This window comes from Xanthomonas sp. F10, assembly GCF_014206815.1.
Classification (GTDB): domain Bacteria; phylum Pseudomonadota; class Gammaproteobacteria; order Xanthomonadales; family Xanthomonadaceae; genus Xanthomonas_A; species Xanthomonas_A indica.
In genome coordinates this window covers 2244158-2264214 of sequence record NZ_JACHNP010000001.1, presented here as the reverse complement: position 1 = coordinate 2264214, position 20057 = coordinate 2244158, and the positions used below count along the sequence as shown (strand labels likewise).

15 protein-coding genes are annotated in these 20057 nt (G+C 69.8%); 6 read left to right on the top strand and 9 right to left on the bottom strand.

The window, feature by feature from the left end:
- Positions 1–342: 342 nt before the first annotated feature.
- From FHR56_RS09895 to FHR56_RS09870, 6 genes are all read right to left on the bottom strand, one after another.
- Positions 343–705: a hypothetical protein gene (locus FHR56_RS09895; RefSeq protein WP_010342294.1), complete on the bottom strand. Its 363-nt coding sequence runs from the start codon at positions 703–705 to the stop codon at positions 343–345.
- Positions 702–1247: a polymer-forming cytoskeletal protein gene (locus FHR56_RS09890; RefSeq protein WP_160948352.1), complete on the bottom strand. Its 546-nt coding sequence runs from the start codon at positions 1245–1247 to the stop codon at positions 702–704. Before FHR56_RS09890 ends, FHR56_RS09895 begins: the two co-directional genes overlap by 4 nt.
- Before the next feature lie 104 nt (positions 1248–1351).
- The gene (locus tag FHR56_RS09885) at positions 1352–3061 is read right to left on the bottom strand and encodes a diguanylate cyclase (RefSeq protein WP_184502483.1); all 1710 of its coding nucleotides are present in this window, start codon (positions 3059–3061) and stop codon (positions 1352–1354) included.
- 130 nt (positions 3062–3191) lie between these two features.
- Positions 3192–3545 (bottom strand): hypothetical protein, encoded by a 354-nt coding sequence (locus FHR56_RS09880; RefSeq protein WP_160948353.1) that lies wholly within the window; start codon positions 3543–3545, stop codon positions 3192–3194.
- A gap of 577 nt (positions 3546–4122) precedes the next feature.
- Positions 4123–4464, bottom strand: a complete 342-nt coding sequence (locus tag FHR56_RS09875) for a hypothetical protein (RefSeq protein ID WP_160948354.1) — start codon at positions 4462–4464, stop codon at positions 4123–4125.
- Between the two features lie 122 nt (positions 4465–4586).
- Positions 4587–5762, bottom strand: a complete 1176-nt coding sequence (locus FHR56_RS09870; RefSeq protein ID WP_160948355.1) for a thiolase family protein — start codon at positions 5760–5762, stop codon at positions 4587–4589.
- Between the two features lie 193 nt (positions 5763–5955).
- Here FHR56_RS09870 and FHR56_RS09865 point away from each other — a divergent pair, with 193 nt between their 5' ends.
- Positions 5956–8793 carry an autotransporter serine protease gene (locus FHR56_RS09865; RefSeq protein ID WP_184502482.1) on the top strand — a complete coding sequence of 946 codons (2838 nt, stop codon included), beginning with the start codon at positions 5956–5958 and terminating at the stop codon, positions 8791–8793.
- Between the two features lie 114 nt (positions 8794–8907).
- Here FHR56_RS09865 and FHR56_RS09860 read toward each other — a convergent pair whose 3' ends face one another.
- The gene (locus FHR56_RS09860) at positions 8908–10008 is read right to left on the bottom strand and encodes a Glu/Leu/Phe/Val dehydrogenase (RefSeq protein ID WP_160948043.1); all 1101 of its coding nucleotides are present in this window, start codon (positions 10006–10008) and stop codon (positions 8908–8910) included.
- Positions 10009–10463: 455 nt separating this feature from the next.
- Complete coding sequence (locus FHR56_RS09855) at positions 10464–10769, bottom strand: YXWGXW repeat-containing protein (RefSeq protein WP_237473346.1); 306 nt, start codon at positions 10767–10769, stop codon at positions 10464–10466.
- 219 nt (positions 10770–10988) lie between these two features.
- Between FHR56_RS09855 and FHR56_RS09850 the strand changes: the two genes are divergently transcribed.
- From FHR56_RS09850 to FHR56_RS09835, 4 genes are all read left to right on the top strand, one after another.
- Positions 10989–14582, top strand: coding sequence for a methylmalonyl-CoA mutase family protein (locus FHR56_RS09850; RefSeq protein WP_160948042.1), 3594 nt, complete (start codon positions 10989–10991; stop codon positions 14580–14582).
- Between the two features lie 153 nt (positions 14583–14735).
- Positions 14736–15218 carry a nuclear transport factor 2 family protein gene (locus FHR56_RS09845; protein ID WP_160948041.1) on the top strand — a complete coding sequence of 161 codons (483 nt, stop codon included), beginning with the start codon at positions 14736–14738 and terminating at the stop codon, positions 15216–15218.
- Positions 15219–15529: 311 nt separating this feature from the next.
- Complete coding sequence (locus tag FHR56_RS09840; RefSeq protein ID WP_184502481.1) at positions 15530–16588, top strand: HDOD domain-containing protein; 1059 nt, start codon at positions 15530–15532, stop codon at positions 16586–16588.
- A gap of 389 nt (positions 16589–16977) precedes the next feature.
- Positions 16978–18030, top strand: a complete 1053-nt coding sequence (locus FHR56_RS09835; protein WP_160948039.1) for a M50 family metallopeptidase — start codon at positions 16978–16980, stop codon at positions 18028–18030.
- A 183-nt stretch (positions 18031–18213) separates the two neighbouring features.
- On the opposite strand, the gene FHR56_RS09830 is transcribed toward FHR56_RS09835, so the two are convergent.
- Positions 18214–18702, bottom strand: coding sequence for a pyridoxamine 5'-phosphate oxidase family protein (locus tag FHR56_RS09830; RefSeq protein WP_160948038.1), 489 nt, complete (start codon positions 18700–18702; stop codon positions 18214–18216).
- 313 nt (positions 18703–19015) lie between these two features.
- Here FHR56_RS09830 and FHR56_RS09825 point away from each other — a divergent pair, with 313 nt between their 5' ends.
- Positions 19016–20005 (top strand): lipase family protein, encoded by a 990-nt coding sequence (locus FHR56_RS09825; protein ID WP_160948037.1) that lies wholly within the window; start codon positions 19016–19018, stop codon positions 20003–20005.
- Positions 20006–20057: the final 52 nt, after the last annotated feature.

Here is a 20057-nt window from a genome sequence, read left to right as displayed (position 1 = left end):
GGAGAGGGGCTAGGCCGCTGCGCCGCAGGGGCGTGCAGCGTGGCTGTCCATCGCGTTTTCACCGGGTGGAAAGCAGCCTACCCGGCATTCCTTCTCCCTCCGGGAGAAGGTGCCCCGAAGGGGCGGATGAGGGTACGACAGCCAGCGTAGCCAGGCAGCAAGTGCAGCACCACCGGCGGCACGCAACCGTACCCTCACCCCCAACCCCTCTCCCGATGGGAGAGCGGCTAGGCTCTTGCGAATCCCGAATCCCGAATCCCGAATCCCGAATCCCAAATCCCAAATCCCAAATCCCAAATCCCAAATCCCAAATCCCAAATCCCAAATCCCACGCCACAGGCGCTAGTGCCTCCCGCGCTTGCCCCCACGCACCGGCGTCGCCTCGACCGACAGCGTGAAGCTGCGCTCCTCGCCGTCGAGCATGGCGCCGACGCCGACCAGTTGGCGCTTGATCTCCTCGCCGCGGCCGTTGCGGATGCTGACCAGCACGGTGTATTCCCAGGCGCTGCCGTCGTCCGGATGGCGGATGCTGCCCTCCACCCGCAGCGGTACCAGCGCCGATGGCGCCGATTGCTGCAGCACCGCCGAATCGAAGCGCAGATGGTGCTTGCACGCCGGGCAGACGCTGGCGCTTTCGAGGATGGTGGCCTTGCAGTGCGGGCAGGTCCGGGTCGCCCCCGGACTGCCGGGACGCGGGCTGCTCATGCGCCGGCGTCGGACTCCGCGGGTTTGCCGCCCTTGCGGGCGTGCTTGTCGTCGTCCCAGCCGAAGTCGGCCTGGCCGCGCATGCGCGAGCCGGCGGCCACGGTCAGCGAGCCGGCCTTGACGTCGCCGACCAGCGCGCCGGAGGCGAGCAGTTCCACCCGCGACGCCGATTCGATGTTGCCCTCCAGCTCGCCGGCGATGACCACCTTGTCGGCACGCACGCCGCCGCTGAGCTTGGCGCCGGTCTCGATGGTGAGGTCGCCCTGCACGTTGACGTCGCCCTTGAACTTGCCGGCGATGCGGATGTGGCCGGTGCCCTCGATCTTGCCTTCGATGCTGATGTCGGCGGCGATCAGCGATTCCTTGGCGGCCGGGGCCGGCGCGGGGGCGCGGGCGGCAGGGGCGGCGGCCGCGACCGCGGCGAGCGGTTCGCTCGGGCCGCTATCGCCCGGCGGGCGCGGCTCCGGCGGCACTGCGCCGTTGCCGGGAACGGGCGGCAGGCCATCCTTGCGCGCGGGACCCTGGTCTTTCCAGATGGACATGGGCTGTCGTCTCCAGTCGGGGGAAGCGCGACTATCGCCGCTCTACCGCGTCGATTTTGTGACGCTTTCTTCAGAACGGTGGGCCGGCGGTGGCCGCCGCCAGTTCAGCCCATGCCGTCCAGCGTGGAATCGTAGGCCTGCACCTGGTTGCGGCCGCAGCGCTTGGCCCGGTACAGCGCCGCGTCGGCCTTGCGCAGCAGGGTGGTGGCGACCACGCCATCGCGCGGGTAGCTGGCCACGCCGATCGACATGGTCACCGCCGGCAGCGCCTTGCCGTCCACGCTGGCGCTCAGTTGCTGAGCCGCGCTGCGGATCTGTTCGGCGATCGCCTGCGCCTGTTCCGGGCCGGTCTCCGGCAGGATCACCGTGAACTCCTCGCCGCCGTAGCGGCAGGCGATGTCCTCGCCGCGCAGACGCGTCGACAGCATCTGCCCGACCGCGGCCAGCAGGCTGTCGCCGCCGCCGTGGCCATGCAGGTCGTTGAACTGCTTGAAGTGGTCCACGTCCAGCATCAGCAGCGACAGCGGCATCTGCCGGCGCCCGCAGCGGGCCAGTTCGTGGTTGAGCGATTCTTCCAGGTAGCGGCGATTGAACAGGCCGGTGAGCGGGTCGCGGATCGACTGCAGGCGCAGCGACTCGCGCAGGCGCAGGTTGCTCAAGGCCAGCGACAGCTGCTCGGCGGCCGCCTCGGCGATGGCGATGCGCGGCAGCGGGCCCGCGCTGCGTCCGGCCAGGTACACGAAGCCCAGTTGCGTGCCCTGCGCCGACAGCGGAATGCAGGCGGTGCTGGCGCCGACGGCGGACGGATCCTCGCGCAGGTGCGCGCAGGCCGAGTCATGGCCCTGCGCGTGCACGAAGTGGCTCTTGTCGCGGCGCAAGGCCCAGCAGTCCTGCGGCGCCACCGCCGGCTCGCTGCCGACCGGCGCATCGCCCCAGCTGACGATCGCCTCGGCGCGGTCGCGCGAGGCGCGCAGCAGGTAGACGCTGCCGCCGGTATCGGGCATCAGCGCAGCGAGCAGGCGCGCGGTCACCGTCAGCGCTTCGGCCGGCTCCGCGCAGCTCTGCAACAGGCCGGTGTAGCGGCTGAGCGCGTTGAGATCGGCAGTGGTGCGCTCCAGCTCGCGGATGCCGGCTTCCATTCTCTCGTTGGCGACCGAGGCGGCCTGCTCGGCGTTGCTGCGGTTGCGCAGCTCGCGGAACAGCAATGCGTAGACCACGCCGACGCTGCCCAGGCCGAACGGAATGCCTGCCAGGGCCAGGAGCAGCAGCAGGTCGGCGCTGCGCTGGTTGGACAGGTCGCGACGCTGCAGCAACTGCAACTCCACGTCGGTCATCTGCTGCACCTGGTCGCGGAGCGCGCTGGAACTCTGGTACACGTTGGGCGCCATCGCCTGCTGCAACGCCTGCAGGCCGTCGCGCTGGTACACCGCGAGCATCTGCCGCATCTGCGTCAGCCGCGTGTTCATCAGTTGCTCCAGCGCCTGCACGTTGGCGACCTGCACGGGATTGTCGGAGACCAGCTTGCGCAGTTGCGCCAGCTGCCGCGGCACGCGCTCGGCGCTGTCGTAATAGAGGGTCAGGTAGGCCTGGTTGTTGGTCAGTTCGTAGCCGCGCAACGAGGACTCGGTCATCAGCAAGGTGGACTGCACCTCGTCGATGTTGCGCAGGACTTCATGGGTGTGGGCGACGCGCTCGGCGTCGGAGATGGCGCGCTGCGCGCCGGTGAAGACGCCGAAGCCGATCAGTACGAAAACCGCGGCGGAGAACAGCAGGGCTAGGCGGGTCCTGGCCCGCACACGAAGAAGGATCGGCATCGCAAAAGTCTACTGTGACGGCGCAAACGCCTTGGACCGGCGTCACAAAAAAGACCTCCCGAACCGCTGCGTCACGCGGTACCCGCCGCGCCGCAGGTGCCGCCCCCGCACAGGCGGGAGCGGCGGTGATTCAATGGCGCTCGCGGTCGCCGTTGTGCGGATCTTCGTTGGCGTTCTCGCGGGCCTTGTCGGCGACTTTCTGCGCCGCATTCGCGGTGGCTTCGCTGGCGTCGGCCGCCATTTCCTTGGCCGCGGCCGAGGCGTCCTGCACGGCCTCGGAGTTGGCGGCACGGTGCGCGGCGTCGCGGGCATCGGCGGCCACCTCACGACCGGTCTGTGCGACCTGGCCCGCGGCTTCCTTGGCGGCCTCGCCGGTCTGCTCGGCGGCGACCTTGGCGTCGCGCTGGGCCTGCTGCGATTCCGGGCCCTGGCAGCCGGCCAGTGCGAGGGCGCCCAGCAGGGCCACGATCGGGGTCTTGTTCATGCGGCTTCTCCGTCCACGGGTGGGTGACGCGGCGCAGCCTAGGCGGGCGCGCATGCAGCCTGCGTCAAGGCGGGGCGGTGGCGCGGGTCAGTGTTCAGGAAGGCCGACACACTGGAGGGAATGCCGGTGGCGGAAGCCTGGCACCGCGGCGCGCAGGTCTGCGAGCGGGCGTCCGTCATGCGCGGGAGCGGATCGTTGCGCTCGGTGCGTCGCCCTTTGCGTGGTGCGCGTGGGACGGATGCGCATCCGGCGCCTTGTACACGCCCCTGGTGTCGCGCAGAGCGCAATGGTTGTCCCTGCGACGTCTTCCTGGCCGTGCGCGAAGGACTGCCTGCGGCGAGCGTGGTGGCGCGGCGATGGCCTGGCGTCATGCGGGTGGCGCGCTCGCGACGCGACGACGGACGATTGCCGTCTCGCCGTGGAGAGGCAGGCATCTTCGCTACCTGCGCCGCCCAACAAAGGCAATGCGCCGGAACGATGGCGGCGGCCGTGGCGGCGCTGTTCGGCAAACGCCAGGCAAAGAAAAAGCCGCTGGCGGACCAGCGGCTCTTTCAGGACTGCAAAAAGCAAGAAGTGATTACTTCTTGGCTTCCTGAGCAGCGTCCTTCGCCTTGTCGGCGGTGTCTTCCGCAGCCTTGGCGGTGTCGGCAGCCTTGTCGGCAGCGGCGTCGGTCGGGGCAGCGCCGGCAGCGGCCGAAGCGTCGGCAGCGGTGTTGGCGGCGGTCGCAGCGGTGTCGGCAGCGGCCTGAGCGGCGTCGGCGGTCGGGGCGCCGGCGGCAGCCGACTGGTCGGCAGCAGCCTGGGCGTCGGTGGCGGCTTCGTTAGCCGACTGCGCGGCGTCCTGGGCCTGCTCCTGCTTCGAGCACGCGGCCAGGGCCAGGCCCAGGGCCATTGCGATCAGCAGCTTGTTGATGCTCATTGTGTCTATCCTCGTCGTTTAGTTAGGCAACGCGCGAATGCGCGCCCTCAACATGATGACAAGCCAAAGTCGGCTGTCAAGCGCACGCGCATTCATTTTTGTGTTTCAGGGGTTAATTTCAATCAAATCAATTCGATGGCGACCGCTGTCGCTTCGCCGCCACCGATGCACAGGGTCGCGATTCCGCGGCGGCCGCCACGGCTGCGCAACGCATTTAGCAATGTCACCAGCAGGCGCGCACCGGAGGCGCCGATCGGATGGCCGAGCGCGCAGGCACCGCCATGGACGTTGACCTTGGCGTGGTCCAGGCCCAGTTCCTTGATCGGCACCATCGCCACCACGGCGAAGGCTTCGTTGATCTCGAACAGGTCGACCTGGTCCAGGCTCCAGCCGACCTGGTCCAGCAGCTTGCGGATCGCGCCGACCGGTGCGGTGGTGAACCATTCCGGGGCCTGCGAGAAGGTGGTGTGGCCGACGATCCGCGCCAGCGGCGCGACGCCGCGGCGTGCGGCCTCGTCGGCCTCCAGCAGCACCAGCGCGGCGGCGCCGTCGGAGATGCTGGAGGAACTGGCCGCGGTGACCGTACCGTCCTTCTTGAACGCCGGCTTCAGCGCCGGGATCTTGGTCACGTCGGACTTGCCCGGCTGCTCGTCGCTGTCGACCTGCACCTCGCCCTTGCGGGTGGCGACGGCGACCGGAACGATTTCCGCCGCGAAGGCGCCATCGCGCTGCGCGGCCTGCGCACGGTTCACTGATTCGATCGCGAACGCGTCCTGGTCCTGGCGGCTGAAGCCGAACTTCTCCGCGGTGGCCTCGCCGAATACGCCCATCGCCTGGCCGTCGTCGGGATTGGTCAGGCCGTCCCAGGCCATGTGATCGACCGCCTGGAAGTTGCCGTAGCGGTTGCCGGTGCGCGAGTTCGGCAGCATGTGCGGCGCGTTGCTCATCGACTCCATGCCGCCGGCGACGACGATGCTGGCCGAGCCGGCCTTGATCAGGTCGTGGCCCAGCATCACCGCCTTCATGCCCGAGCCGCAGACCTTGTTGATGGTGGTGGCGCCGGTGGCGTCGGGCACGCCCGCCGCGCGCGCGGCCTGGCGTGCGGGAGCCTGGCCGAGATTGGCCGGCAGCACGCAGCCCATGATGACCTCGGAGACGTCCGCGGCGGGGATGCCGGACTGCTCCAGCGCGGCGCGGATGGCCGCGGCGCCCAGCGTCGGCGTGGGCACACCGTTGAACTGGCCCAGGAACGCGCCGATGGCGGTGCGCTTGGCCGCGGCGATGACGATCTCGGTCATGGCAAACCCTTACGAAAGAGGTGCGCCGATTATCGGCCGCGGCGCGGGTTCTGCCAATTGCGTCAACCGCCGGGCCAGTCCTATGGTCTGCATTCCAGTGTAGATTTGACGTTGTTCAGCGCCGTCGTAGGCGGCCGCTAACGGGGGTAGCACCGGCCGATATGGCCGGCAGACGACATCTGAGGGGAATACCATGCGGACATTGATGGCGCGGTCGCTGCTGGCGGCCGCTGTGGCAGTTGCGCTGACGTCCTGCGGTGGCGGCGGTGGCGGTGGCGGCAATCTGGTCCACGGCAGTCCGCCGCCGACCTCGCCGCCTCCGCCTCCACCGCCGCCGCCGCCCCCTCCGCCGCCGACGTCACCGCCGCCGACCTCGCCACCGCCGCCACAGCCGGCGTTCGACGCGCATCTGACCCTGACCAATACGCTGGCCGCGCACAGCGCCGGTTACGACGGCAGCGGCTACCGCATCGGCGTGGTCGACACCGGCGTCAACCGCAATCATCCGGCGTTGGCCGGGCGGGTGGTGTCGAACCTGATCTACGTCGACCCGAGCCAGAACAACACCAAGGTCGACGACGTCGACGGCCACGGCACCACCGTGGCGCAGCTGGCGGCGGGCAAGTCGGTCGGGCAGTGGCCGGGCGGCATCGCGCCGGGCGCGCAGATCGTGTCCGCGCGCATCATTTCCGATACCCCGCCCAAGGACGACGGCAGCGGCAGCGGCAACCAGGTCAGCGGCGGGCTGGGCCTGACTCAGGTGCACCAGGACCTGATCAATGCCGGGGTCAAGGTGATGAACAACTCCTGGGGCGGCATCTACTGGACCGACCTGAACTCGACCAACGCCATCGCCGACGAGTACCGCCCGTTCGTGCTCGGCTACGGCGGCCTGGTGGTGTTCGCGGCCGGCAACGAATCCAAGTCCACGCCCTCGGACATCGCCTCGTTGCCCAGCAAGGCCGGCCCCAACGGCACGCTGCCGGCGGCGGACCTGGAGCGCGGCTGGCTGGTGGTGGCGGCGACGGATTCGAGCACCGGCACGCAACTGGCGTCGTATTCCAACGCCTGCGGCGCGGCGATGCGCTACTGCCTGGTCGCGCCCGGCACCGAGGTGTTCGTCGATCCCAAGGCGACCACCTCCACCAGCAACCCCGACTACTACTACGGCAGCGGCACCTCGTACGCGGCGCCGCTGGTGTCCGGTGCGGCGGCGCTGGTCTGGCAGGCCTTCCCGTATTTCAACAACGACCTGGTCCGGCAGACTCTGCTCGGCACCGCCACCGACCTGGGCACGCCGGGCGTGGATGCGACGTTCGGCTACGGCCTGCTCAACGTCGGCAAGGCGGTGCAGGGACCGGGGCGCTTCGACTGGGGCGATGTCACGGTGGCCTTCACCGGTAGTTCGACCTGGGCCAACGACATCGCCGGCAGCGGCGGCCTGATCAAGCAGGGCAGCGGCACGCTGACCCTGAGCGGCACCCAGAACAGCTACAGCGGCGACACCCAGGTGCAGGGCGGCACGCTCAGTGCGGCCAGCCTCGGCAGTTCCAACGTGGCGATCAGCAATGGCGCCACCTTCGTCGGCACCGGCGCGCTCGGCGGCAGCGTCGCCAATGCCGGTACCTTCCAGGTCGGCGCGGCCACGCTGAGCCTGAGCGGCAACTACGTGCAGAGCAGCAATGGCCGCCTGGCCCTGCTGGTCGGCGACAAGCTCTCGGTCGGCGGCAGCGCCACCCTGCAGGGCGGCTCGCTGTATGTGCTGGGCAAGCGCGACTACGTGGTCAACAACACCGCGTACAAGGTGCTGGAGGCCAATGGCGGGCTCACCGGCACGTTCGCTTCGGTGACCACGCCGTCGAACGTGTTCCTGACCTCGTCGCTGTCCTACGACGCCACCAGCGCCTCGATCACCGTGCAGTCGCTGAGCGTCACCGCCGCCGCGGCCAGCTTCGGCAACATCACCGCGGCCACCCTGGCGTCGGCGACGCGCGTGGACGCGGCGTTCGCGCAGCTCAATACGCAGCTGAGCCAGGCCCCGGCCACGGTCGACGGCGCCCTGCTTAAGGCGGCCGGCGCGGTGCAGCAGTCGCCGAGCGTGGCGGCGGCGTCGGCGACGCTGCGCAGCCTGTCCGGCGAGGCGCATGCCGCGGCCACCGCGATGACCTTCGACACCATGGACCTGCAGCGGCGCGCGCTGTCCAGCCGCTTCGACACGCTGGTCGACCAGCCGCGCGCGGTCGGCGCCTGGAGCCAGCGCCTGGGCGAGACCGGGCAGGGCAGCTTCGCCGGCAGCCAGTTCCAGCTCGATGGCTGGCTGATGGGCCAGGACCTGCGCCTGGGCGACCACGCTGTGGCCGGCTTCGCCTTCGGCGAGAGTCGCGCCAGCGACGCCGGCAGCCTGGACCGCAGCCGCAACCGCCAGGTGCAGGGCCAGGTCTATCTCGGTGCGGTGGCCGGCAACGCCTACGCGCTGGCGCAACTGGGCAGCGGCCAGTACCAGCGCCAGCTCGACCGCAGCCTGCTGCTCGGCGACACCGTCGCCGATGCCTCCAGCCGCTACGCCGGTCGCTTCCTGTCCTCCAGCGTCGAGGTCGGCTACCGGTTCGGGCGCGGCCCGGCATGGCTGACCCCGTATGCGGCCGCCGACTACAGCCGCATCGACAGCGATGGCTTCCGCGAACAGGGCGGCGATGGCTTCGGGCTGATGGCCGGTGCCGCCAGTTCCTCGCGCAGCCAGGCGTTGGCCGGCCTGCGTGGCGGATTCGGCGGGCGCGGCTGGTCGCTGCAGGGCTATGCCGAGTGGCAGCAGACGCTGGCCGCGCAGGGGCTGGACCGGCAGGCCAGCTTCGTTGGCGTGAACGCCTGGGCGCCGCTGGTGGATTTGCAGCCGGCGCGTTCGGGCGGCCTGTTCGGCGCCAGCCTGCAAACCCGCTGGAACGGCGCGCTGCTGGGGTTGGGCTACGACCAGCGGTTCGGTCCGCGCGGCGACGACCGTGCGGTGTCGCTGCGCTATCGCCTGGGCTTCTGAGTCCCGGTCACCGGTCCGGCGCGTGTTGCGCCGGACCAGGGGCGCTCAGGCAGGGCCAGCTGTTCCGGCCCTGCGCGCTGCGACCTCTCCGCCTGCGGCGCAGGCGGCGCCGCGTCACTCGCCGCGCAGATGGCCCATCGAGCGCGGCGCGGTGCGGCCCAGCGGCAGCTTGAGCTTGCCGATCGCCTGCATGCGCGCCTCGGCGATGCGGTCGGCGGCCTGTTGCGGCGGAAGGTTCTCGCGCTCGGACAGGTCGAAGATCTTGCCGAGGTTGTGGTACATGCTGCGGATAAGCCGCATCGCGCGTTCGCGGTTGTAGCCGTCGATTTCCAGCGACACGTTCATCACGCCGCCGGCGTTGACCGCGTAGTCCGGCGCGTAGAGGATGCCGCGGCGGTGCAGTTCCTCGCCGACCGCCGGATTGGCCAACTGGTTGTTGGCGGTGCCGCAGACGATCTTGACCTTGAGCCGCGGCAGCTTGGCCTCGTCGAGCGCGCTTTCCAGGGCGCACGGCGCCAGCACGTCGGCGGCGACGTCGTAGATGTCGTCCGGGTCCACCGCCTCGGCGCCGTACTCGGCCACCGCGCGCGCGACCAGCGCCGGGTCCAGATCCGTCACGTACAGCTTGGCGCCGCGCTCCTTGAGCAGCTTCACCAGCTCCATGCCGATGTGGCCCAGGCCCTGCACGGCGATGCTGGTCTTGCCGATCTCCTCGTGGCCGAACTTGCGTTGCAACGAGGCCATCAGCGCCTGCAGCGCGCCGTAGGCGGTGAACGGGGCCGGGTCGCCGGAGCCGCCATGCACCTGGTGCACGCCGGTGACGTACTCGGTCTCCAGGTAGATCTGCTCCATGTCGTTGACGTCGGTGCCGACGTCCTCGGCGGTGATGTAGCGCCCGCCCAGCGAATCGACATAGCGGCCGAAGGCGCGGAACAGCGCTTCGGACTTGTCGCTCTTCGGGTCGCCGATGATCACCGCCTTGCCGCCGCCGATGTTGAGCCCGGCCAGCGCGTTCTTGTAGGTCATGGTGCGGCTGAGCCGCAGCGCGTCCTGTAGCGCCGACTCGGTGTTGGCGTAGGGGCGCATGCGCACGCCGCCCAGCGCAGGGCCGAGCACCGTGTTGTGGATGGCGATGATCGCCTGCAGTCCCACGTCGCGGTTGTGGCAGAAGACGACCTGTTCGTGGCCGGTGTTGGCTAGCGTTTCGAAAAGCATGGGGGCTCCGCTGGCGTTGCAGGTGTCGGACACCATGGTCCAGGAACATGCCTGGTGGGTGGCGCAAAACAAAAACGCGACGGTTCCGGAACAGGCCCTGAGCGTCGCGATGGCGGCATTTTAAAGCAATTGCCTGCCGCCCGCGCGCTGGCGCCGCGGCCCGCGGCATGGGCATCTCGCCACTGCGTGCGACGCCAGGGGCAAGCAGCGGCCGTTCGCCGGGCCACGTGCGAAGGCTTGGAGCGGGCGGAGTTGGGCGGGAATGGCGCCTGGCACAGGGGCCACGGCGCGGTGGCGTCCGGGTCCGCCCTGGGGCATCGGTGACCGCGCGGGGTGGGGTGACGCGGGGGCGAGCGCTGGCGCCGTGGGCGGCAGCGCTGGTCGACGCATGGCCGCGGCCCTGCATGCCGCGGCGGCGCGGTCCGCGATCGCGCGTCTTTTGTGGGACGGATGGACTAGCGGCGGACCCAATAGCCGGCGCGGAAGCGATAGGCAGGGCCGTGGTGCTCCCACCGTGGGCCGACGTAGACGTAGCCCGGCCGTTCCACCACGTAGCGGCCGGCGACCCAGACGTGGTGGTGGCCATTCCACTGCCAGTAGCCGGGCATCCACACGTAGCCGGGTCGCACCACCACCCGTTCCACGCGCGGCGGCGGCGGCGCGGTGCGGACCGACAGTTCCACCACGTCGCGCGCCTGCGCGGGCACGGTGGCGATGCCGCCGGCGAGGAGGGTGGCCAGCAACAAGGGACGAGCGAACATGCGAGGTCTCCGAAGGCATCGGCGGGAGCGCCGACGCGGGAGGAAACGCCGCGATCGGCGCGGATGTTGACGCACTGTCTGGGGCGTATTCATGCAGCGGATAGCCAGGCGCGCCGGCGCCATGCGGGGGCGCCGCCCAAGCGTGCATGCTGCAGCGCAACCTGCCCGTGTCGCGTTGCGCGCCTAGAATCGCGGCATTCTCTTTTCGATGTCCGCACGATGAGCCTTCCCGCGTCCCGCGTTCCGTTGCCGCAGACGGACGCCAGTCCCCTGCGTTTCGTCACCGCCGCCAGCCTGTTCGACGGCCACGATGCGGCGATCAACATCATGCGCCGCCTGATCCAGGCGCAGGGCGCCGAGGTGATCCACCTCGGCCACAACCGCAGCGTCGAGGACGTGGTGCGCGCGGCGCTGCAGGAGGATGCCGATGCCATCGCGCTGTCTTCCTACCAGGGTGGGCACGTGGAGTACTTCAAGTACATGGTGGACATGCTGCGCGAGCGCGGCGCCGGCCATGTGCGGGTGTTCGGCGGCGGTGGCGGCACCATCACCCCCGAGGAGATCGCCGAGCTGCAGGCCTACGGCGTCGAGCGCATCTACCACCCCAACGACGGCATGAAGATGGGCCTGGTGGAGATGATCGAGGACGTGGTGGCGCGGGCTGGGCGGGCGCGGGACTCGGGACCCGGGACCCGGGACCCGGAACAGGCCGGCATTCCGCTTCCGGGCATCGACGACGAGATCGGCATCGGCAGGATGTTGTCGGCCATCGAGGACGGGGCGTTCTCCGAAGCGGAGCTGGCGCTGCTGCGCAAGCAGTGGCAATCCGGCCTGCCGGGCACCACCGGGTCCCCGGTCCCTGGTCCCGGGTTCCGCAGCGGGCGCACCGCGCCCGTACTCGGCCTCACCGGCACCGGTGGCGCCGGCAAGTCCTCGGTGACCGACGAACTGCTCAATCGGTTCCTGGCCAGCTTCCCGCAGATGCGCATCGCGGTGGTGTCGGTGGACCCCAGCCGGCGCCGCACCGGCGGTGCGCTGCTCGGCGACCGCATCCGCATGAACGCGCTGCGCAGTCCGCGCGTGTACATGCGCTCGATGGCCACGCGGCGCCAGCACGCCGCCACCAACCGGGTGCTGAAGGACTGCATCGCGCTGTTGAAGGGCATCGGCTACGACCTGGTGATCGTGGAGACCGCCGGCATCGGCCAGAGCGATTCGGAGATCGTCGATCTGGTCGATTTCCCTGTGTATGTGATGACCAGCGACTACGGTGCGCCGAGCCAGTTGGAGAAGATCGACATGCTCGACTTCGCCGAGCTGGTGGTGCTGAACAAGTACGACCGGCGCGGCGCCGAGGACGCGCTGCGCGACGTGCGCAAGCAGTGGCGGCGCAACCGCGCGGCGTTCCAGCTGGAGGACGAGGCGGTGCCGGTGTATCCGACCATCGCCAGTCAATTCAACGATCCGGGCGTGAGCTGGATGTTCGTCAATCTGTGCCGCCTGCTGCGCGAGAAGCTGGCGACGCAGGTGGAGGCCGCTGCAGGCGCGCCGGGCATGCCGGTGCACTGCGACTTCCATCCGCAACTCGACACCACGCTGAAGGAGCCGCGCGCCACCGTGCTGATTCCCGGGGCGCGCGTGCGCTACCTGGCCGAGATCGCCGAGCAGGGAAGGGCGCTCAATGCCGGCGTGCTGCGCCAGGCCGAAGCGGCCGACCGTGCGCAGGCGTTCTGGCAGGCGCTGCACGCGCTGCAGGATCCGCAGCTGCCGGCGCAACTGGAACTGTATGCGGCGCACGACCTGCTGCCGGCGCCGCGCACGTCCGCCGAGGCGCCCGATGCCGCCGTGGACGCCAGCCTGCTGTTGCTGCGCCAGCGCTACAACGACGCCTTGCAGTCGCTGTCCAGCGAATCGCTGAAGCTGCTGCGCGAGTGGCCGCAACGGCTGAAGTCGATCACCGATCCGGTCACCGAATACGCCGTACGAGGCAAGTCGATCCGGGTGGAGAACTACCGGCAGTCGCTGAGCCACCAGTCCATTCCGAAGATCGCCGCGCCGCGCTACAAGAGCTGGGGCGAACTGCTGACCTTCCTCGGCAAGGAGAACCTGCCCGGCAGCTATCCGTACACCGGCGGCGTGTATCCGTACCGGCGCACCGGCGAGGATCCGATCCGCATGTTCGCCGGCGAGGGCACGCCCGAGCGCACCAACCGGCGCTTCCACTACCTGAGCGTCGGCCAGCCGGCCGCGCGCCTGTCCACCGCTTTCGACAGCGTCACCCTGTACGGCGAGGACCCGGCGCCGCGCCCGGACATCTACGGCAAGATCGGCAACTCCGGGGTCAACATCCCGACGCTGGACGACATGAAGAAGCTGTATTCCGGCTTCGACCTGTGCGCGCCGACCACCAGCGTGTCGATGACCATCAACGGCCCGGCGCCGATGATCCTGGCGATGTTCATGAACACCGCCATCGACCAGCAGGTGGAGAAGTACCTCAAGGCCGACGCGCAGCGCTGGGCGCAGGCCGAGCAGACCCTGGCGCGGCTGTTCGACGGCCGCGCGCGCCCGCGCTATCACGGCGAGTTGCCGCCTGGTAACGACGGCCTCGGCCTGGCCCTGCTCGGGGTCAGCGGCGACCAGTTGGTGGACGCGGAGACCTACGCGCAGATCAAGGCGCAGACCCTGTCCAGCGTGCGCGGCACGGTGCAGGCCGACATCCTCAAGGAGGACCAGGCGCAGAACACCTGCATCTTCAGCACCGAGTTCGCGCTGCGCATGATGGGCGATATCCAGCAGTATTTCGTCGAGCAGAAGGTACGCAATTTCTACTCGGTGTCGATCTCCGGCTACCACATCGCCGAGGCCGGGGCGAACCCGATCAGTCAGCTCGCCTTCACTCTCAGCAACGGCTTCACCATCGTCGAGTACTACCTGGCGCGCGGCATGCACATCGACGATTTCGCGCCGAACCTGAGCTTCTTCTTCAGCAACGGCATGGACCCGGAGTACACGGTGATCGGCCGGGTGGCGCGGCGGATCTGGGCGCGGGCGATGCGCGAGCGCTACGGCGGCAACGAACGCAGCCAGATGATGAAGTACCACATCCAGACCTCGGGCCGTTCGCTGCACGCGCAGGAAATCCAGTTCAACGACATCCGCACCACGCTGCAGGCGCTGTACGCGCTGTTCGACAACTGCAACAGCCTGCACACCAACGCCTACGACGAGGCGATCACCACGCCGACCGAGGAGAGCGTGCGCCGCGCGGTGGCGATCCAGATGATCATCAACAAGGAGCTGGGGCTGAACTTCTGCGAGAACCCCTGGCAGGGCAGCTTCATCGTCGAGCAGCTCACCGACCTGGTCGAGGAGGCGGTGTACAAGGAGTTCGAGGCGATCAGCGAGCGCGGCGGCGTGCTCGGCGCGATGGACACCATGTACCAGCGCGGCAAGATCCAGGAAGAGAGCCTGTATTACGAACACAAGAAGCACGACGGCAGCCTGCCGCTGGTCGGGGTCAATACCTTCCTGCCCAAGGAGCACGCCGGCGAGACCGCGACCGAGATCGAGCTGATCCGCTCCACCGAGCAGGAGAAGGACCAGCAGATCGGCAACGTGCAGGACTGGCAGCGGCGCCGCAATGCGCTGGCGCTGGCCGCCGACGGCGCCGGCCTGGGCGCGCTGCAGCGCACCGCGCGCGAGCGCCGCAACGTGTTCGCGGCACTGATGGAAGCGGTCAAGACCCATAGCCTGGGCCAGATCAGCCACGCGCTGTACGAGGTGGGTGGCGAGTATCGGCGCAACATGTAGGCGCGGTCGGGCGCCGGCGCTGACGCCGTCGACGCCGGGGCGGCGAGTGTGCCTGCGCGGGTGTCGCGGCAAGGCGCCTGCGTGCGTCGCAAGCTTGCGGCCGCTGTCCAAGGGAGCGCATGTTCTTCGCATCGACGAGCGTAGAGGTGGCCGATGAAAGCCTGGGCAGCGGGGGCGTTGATGGCGTGCGCGGCGGCGACCCGGGCGGCGGAACCGGCCGGGGACGGTGCTGCCGGGCCGCTGTTCGACACCGTCGCGGCGCTGGACCAGCGCCTGTTCGACGCCTACAACCGCTGCGACCTGGCGGCGTTCGAGTCGCTGTTCGTGCCGGACGTGGAGTTCTACCACGACACCGGTGGCGTCACCTGGGATCGCGCGAGCGTCGTCGACAGCACGCGCAAATGGATCTGCGGCAAGGTCCGTCGTGCGTTGGTGTCCGGCACGCTGCGGGTCTACCCGGTCAAGGACTTCGGGGCGATCGAGGAGGGGGAGCACCGCTTCTGCGACCTGGCCAGTGGCCGTTGCGAGGGCATCGCCAAGTTCGTGATGGTGTGGCGCCAGGACCCGGACGGGTGGAAGCTCACGCGCGTGCTCAGCTACGGCCACCGCGCGGCCCCCGAGCCGGCGCCGCACTGAGCGTGCGCGCGGCGGTCGCCGCCGGGAAGCAGGCGGCCAAGCCCATGCCTGGGCCGGATCAGCCACCTGCCGTACGTAGTGGATGCTGGGTGTCGACGCACAGGCCGGCGGGGTGGTGACGGGCACCGCCGGCACGCCGCTTGCTTGCGACTGGGTAGCGCGATCGCGCGTGTCCCTGACCCCCTGACGGAGATCGGCCGCCGCATCACGTCGGCGTTGCGCAGAAACCCGCGCGGCGTGCTTGAATGACATGGCGCGCCGCGTGGGCGCGCACCGGTGGCCGGGCGCGGGGACCTGGCGATGTTTTGCGGATGACGACGATCGTGCCGATCATGTGGATTGCCATCAGTGCGGGTGTGCTGGTGCTGGGGGCCGGACTGTGGTGGTGGCTGCGCCGCGGCCATGGCGATGCGGCCGAAGCGCCGCAGGCGCGCACGGCGTTCGAGGACGCGGGCCAACTCGATGCGTCGGCAGCGCCTGCACGCGCGGCATCGGCTGCGCCTGGTGCCGCAGCGGACCCGGGCATCGACCCATTCGCCGATCCGGCGCTGATCGATCTGGATCCGGTGCCGGACGCGGCGATCCTGGCGCGCCTGTGCGAGCTGGCGTTCGCCGGCCGGCCGGTGAACGCGTCGGCCGCGGCCACGCCGGCGGTCATGGCCGATGCCGCCGCGGTGCTGGCGCGCATCGATGCGCATCCGCGCTACACGCCGCGGCGCCTGCACCTGTTGCCGCAGCTGACCCGTGCGATCAACGATCCGGCCGCCGGCGCCCACGCCATCGCCACGATTCTGGGCCAGGACCCGGCGCTGGCCGGCAACCTGCTGCGCATCGCCAACAGCGTCGTCTACCGCCGCCATCCCGAGCCGATCGAGAACCTGGAGCGGGCGGTGGCCCTGCTCGGCACTGAGGGCCTGCGCCAGATCGTGCTGGCGGCGTTGCTGCAGCCGGTGATCGTCGACGACGGCAGCGTCTTCGGCCGCTGTGCGGCGGTGCTGTGGGAACACACCCTGCTGTCGGCGCACGCCGCCGCGCAGGTGCCGGACCGCGAGGATGCGAACGCCGCGCAATTGCTGGCGCTGCTGTGCGGGCTGGGTGCGGTCGCGGTGGTGCAGGTGCTGCGCGATGTCCACGCACGCCATGCCGAGGCGGCTCCCACGCCGGCGGCGATGACCGAGATGCTGGAGGCCTGGTCGGCGCACTGCGCCAAGGCCATCTCCGCGGACTGGGGGCTGTCGCCGCGCGTGCAGCGCGCCCTGGAGGAGCAGGCCAGCGACGCCGATGTGGCGACCATGAGTGCGCTCGGCCTGGCCCTGCGCCGGCATCGCGCCGCCGCGGCCGCACAGTTGGCGGTGCGCTATCGCCGTTAGGTGGCGCCGTTGCGTGATCCAGCCAGTGATTGGTCGACACGTGCGGCAGAGCGGCCGGGTGCCGCAGCGATGCTCGGCCACCGGGCGATGCGACGGGATGTCGGCGCAGCCAGCAGTGCGAGACAGCATGCGCCGACGCGGGCGCCGATCGCTGTCGTGTCCGCGCTGGCGCCGAGGCTGATCTGCTTGCTGGCGCCGTTGGCGACGATCGCCGTCCATGAAGGTGGCGCCCTGCTGGCGGCGCATGCGCATGCGTGCGCCGCGCGGTTCCGGCGTGGCAAGCGGCCGCTCGGTGCCGCGCGGAGCCGGCCATGAGTTCGGCCGGGACAACACGCGGGGTGTGGACGCCATCGCCTTGGCTCAATCGGCTCCTGACAGGCGTGCAGGGCGTGCTGTTGCTGATCGGCGTCTCGGCGATGGCGGTCGGCGCTATCGCCCTGGTCCAGGGCGTCTGGGCACCGGGCATGGTCGAGTTGCCGGTGATCCTGCTCAGTCTTCCGCTGGCGGGCATGGCGACGGTGGCGCTGCACGAGTGTGGCCACGTGCTGGCGGCGCGTGCCGCGGGCATGACCGTCTACCTGATCCATATCGGCCCGCTGCAACTGCATGCGCGCCGCCGTGGCTGGAGGATGCGTTGGCGGCGCGTGCGCCCCGGCCATCCGATCGGCTTCGTGCTGCCCGTGCCGGATCCCTCCCTGTCGCTGTGCCGGCAGTATCGATTGACGATCGTCGGCGGGCCGGCGGCCAATCTGCTGGTGGCGTCGATCGCATGGCTTGCCGCGCGAGGCGCCGGCCTCGACAGCAACCTGGGCGCATTCTGCGTTGGCATCGGCGTCCTCAACTTCGCGGTCGCACTGATCAATCTGTTGCCGGTGCAGGGGCGGTCGGGCGCAACCGACGGCTTGCAATGGGTGAATGTGGCGCGGTGGCACGACGCGGATGCCCCGGCGTACGTGCTTGCCGAACTCAATGGGTGGACGTGCAAGGGCGTCACTGCGGACAGGCTGCCGTCGTCCCGCCTGGACGTGCTGGCACGCAGCGATCTGGCCTTGTGCCACAGCTGGTTTGCGTTGAAGGCAGCGCAACAGCGTGGTCAGTGGCGGCAAGCGGCGGAACTGCAACCGCAGATGGAACAGCGCCTCGCCGAGACGGGGCACGCTGCCGCGCACTGGGAGACGCTGGTCATGCTGCTGCGGTGCGAATTCGCATTTTCGCGGGCAATGGCAGGAAGCGCCGAGATGGAGATGCTGGATGCGGGACTGACGGCGGAGGCGGACTGGATCGCGCCTGCGTTGCGCCCGCGCTGCCGGGCATTGATGGCCGTGCGGCACGGCGACGCGGCGGAGGCGCAGGCCTGGCGGAGGCGGCGGCCGAAGACCAGGTCGATCGTGCCCTGCGGGCCAACGAAGCCGTGCTGCGCGATGCGATCCGTGGACTGCTAAAGGCCGAATAACCCGTTGCTTCGGCGCGGTCGACGCCATGCGCCGCTTGCATGACGCGCGGCGGGTTTTCTCGACATCATGCAGACGCGATGCGCCCGGCGGGCGGGAGCCGGCCTGCCGAGCGGGATGCCCCGGCTGCACGCATGCAGCCGGCGCGACGGCGGCGTGGCGAGCGCGTCTACCTCAGCGCAGCGGCACGTCGGCGACCTTGTCCTGATAGTCGCGCTTGGGGTCGATCCCGAACAGCACCTTGATGCCGGCCATCAGGCTGGAACCATTGAGCCAGATCTGCGCGTGGTCCGGATCCAGGCGCAGTAGCGCCAGCTTCGGATCATCCTTGCCCTGTTCGTACCAGGCGTCGATGAAGCCGTTCCACAGGCGCTCGATCACCGCCTGGTCGTTGTCCACGCTGAGCGTGCCGCTGATGCTGGCGAACAGATCGTGGTTCTTGGCGCTGAACGCCGCGATCACCCGCTGGCTTTCCGTCAGCTTCTGCACCAGCGCGTTGTCCTTGGAGGTGAAGAACCAGATCGGGCCGCCGTGGTCGCCCTCGAACTGCGCGGTCATCGGGCGGGCGTGGCCGTCCTCGACGCCGTCCAGGCCCAGCATCACGGTGCGGTCGGACTTCAATGCCTTCCAGAATTTCTCTTCCAGTTCCTGCGGGCTGGCCATGCGGATCTCCGAGCGGGCGACAGTGCCCGCCTGCACTGTGCCCGGCGCGGCGCGCGCGATCCGTGACGGGAGGGTGCAGGGGATGTGGAGAGGCAGTGCGCGCGGGTGTCGTAGACAAGTGCTGCGTTGCGACGCGCGATGCGATGCGTATCGAAGCACCGCCTGGATCGGCAATGCTACTAAGCGACCACGCCCCGCTGCACTTTGCCATCGTCCCGATGGCGGCCGCAGCGTGGCGGACGGACCACGGTTCCGCAGGGAAGGTGTGCCGGTTCCCGCGGCGCGCGCCGCGCTTTCGACAGGACGTTCGCCGATGAGTGCGATTCCCGCGACGCAACCGCTGTTGCCGCCGCAACTGACCCTGGCGATGGCAGCCGCCAGCATCGCCGCGTACGCCGCCTACGAAGGCAAGCCGGTTGTTGCGCCGTCCGACTACCGCCTGGTCGCCCGCTGGTCCGGCTGGGACGGCGATCCGCTGGGTGGCAGCGAGGAACTGTTCGGCCTGCTGTTCCGCTCCACGGTCGCCGCCGGGACCTATCTGTTCGCGTTCCGCGGCACCGACTCGGACCTGGACATCTACGAGGACCTGGACTTCTCCACCACCGCCTTCGTACCCACCGCCGGCACTGCCACGCCGGTGCCGCAGGTGTCGGCCGGGTTCTACGGCATCTACGACGCCAGGGGCGGCGCCATGCGCGCCTCGATGCGCGCGCAGTTGTTCGCGCTGCTGGAGCACTTCGCGCCGACCCAGGTCTACGTCACCGGGCACAGCCTGGGTGGCGCGCTGAGCCAGCTGTTCTCGCTGGACCTGGCGCTGAGCCGGCCGGCGCTGCCCAGCCGCAACATCAACTTCTGCAGCCCGATGGTCGGCGACGCGAGCTGGGAGCAGGTCTATGCCACGCATATCGCCGCGGCCGACAGCACGCGCTGCTACAACTACTGGGACTACGTGCCGTCGCTGCCGCCGTCCACGTTCGGCTATGCGCCGGTGGGGCAGGCGTTCCGCACCGCCTACGAGGTCAACGGCGCCTGGTTTCCGCACCTGCTGCCGCGGCACTCCATCGCCAACATGCAGGTCGTGCTGCAGCATGCGCTGTGGCAGACGCCGCAGGCCTGGAGCGGCACCTTCGCCGACCAGACCGATCCGCAGCGGTTGATGCGCAGCCAACTGCCGCCTACGACGGCACATCCGCCCTGGGCGGACATGGCGCTGACCGCGCGTGCGGCCGAGCAGGCGCTGGGTTTTCCGGAAAATGCGCCAGCGCCACCAGCACCGCCAGCGCCGCCAATGGCCACGCCGTGAGCTAGGGGGCTGCCGGTGTGCCCGGGAACCGAGTGGCACTGCTGAGGGCGCC

Excerpts from the sequence above, each read along its gene's own strand:
- FHR56_RS09885 (WP_184502483.1), bottom strand. The coding sequence starts at position 3,061 with ATGCCGATCCTTCTTCGTGTGCGGGCCAGGACCCGCCTAGCCCTGCTG.
- FHR56_RS09875 (WP_160948354.1), bottom strand. The coding sequence starts at position 4,464 with ATGAGCATCAACAAGCTGCTGATCGCAATGGCCCTGGGCCTGGCCCTG.
- FHR56_RS09880 (WP_160948353.1), bottom strand. The coding sequence starts at position 3,545 with ATGAACAAGACCCCGATCGTGGCCCTGCTGGGCGCCCTCGCACTGGCC.
- FHR56_RS09870 (WP_160948355.1), bottom strand. The coding sequence starts at position 5,762 with ATGACCGAGATCGTCATCGCCGCGGCCAAGCGCACCGCCATCGGCGCG.
- FHR56_RS09860 (WP_160948043.1), bottom strand. The coding sequence starts at position 10,008 with ATGCTTTTCGAAACGCTAGCCAACACCGGCCACGAACAGGTCGTCTTC.
- FHR56_RS09845 (WP_160948041.1), top strand. The coding sequence starts at position 14,736 with ATGAAAGCCTGGGCAGCGGGGGCGTTGATGGCGTGCGCGGCGGCGACC.
- FHR56_RS09855 (WP_237473346.1), bottom strand. The coding sequence starts at position 10,769 with ATGTTCGCTCGTCCCTTGTTGCTGGCCACCCTCCTCGCCGGCGGCATC.
- FHR56_RS09850 (WP_160948042.1), top strand. The coding sequence starts at position 10,989 with ATGAGCCTTCCCGCGTCCCGCGTTCCGTTGCCGCAGACGGACGCCAGT.
- FHR56_RS09830 (WP_160948038.1), bottom strand. The coding sequence starts at position 18,702 with ATGGCCAGCCCGCAGGAACTGGAAGAGAAATTCTGGAAGGCATTGAAG.
- FHR56_RS09840 (WP_184502481.1), top strand. The coding sequence starts at position 15,530 with ATGACGACGATCGTGCCGATCATGTGGATTGCCATCAGTGCGGGTGTG.
- FHR56_RS09825 (WP_160948037.1), top strand. The coding sequence starts at position 19,016 with ATGAGTGCGATTCCCGCGACGCAACCGCTGTTGCCGCCGCAACTGACC.
- FHR56_RS09895 (WP_010342294.1), bottom strand. The coding sequence starts at position 705 with ATGAGCAGCCCGCGTCCCGGCAGTCCGGGGGCGACCCGGACCTGCCCG.
- FHR56_RS09890 (WP_160948352.1), bottom strand. The coding sequence starts at position 1,247 with ATGTCCATCTGGAAAGACCAGGGTCCCGCGCGCAAGGATGGCCTGCCG.
- FHR56_RS09865 (WP_184502482.1), top strand. The coding sequence starts at position 5,956 with ATGCGGACATTGATGGCGCGGTCGCTGCTGGCGGCCGCTGTGGCAGTT.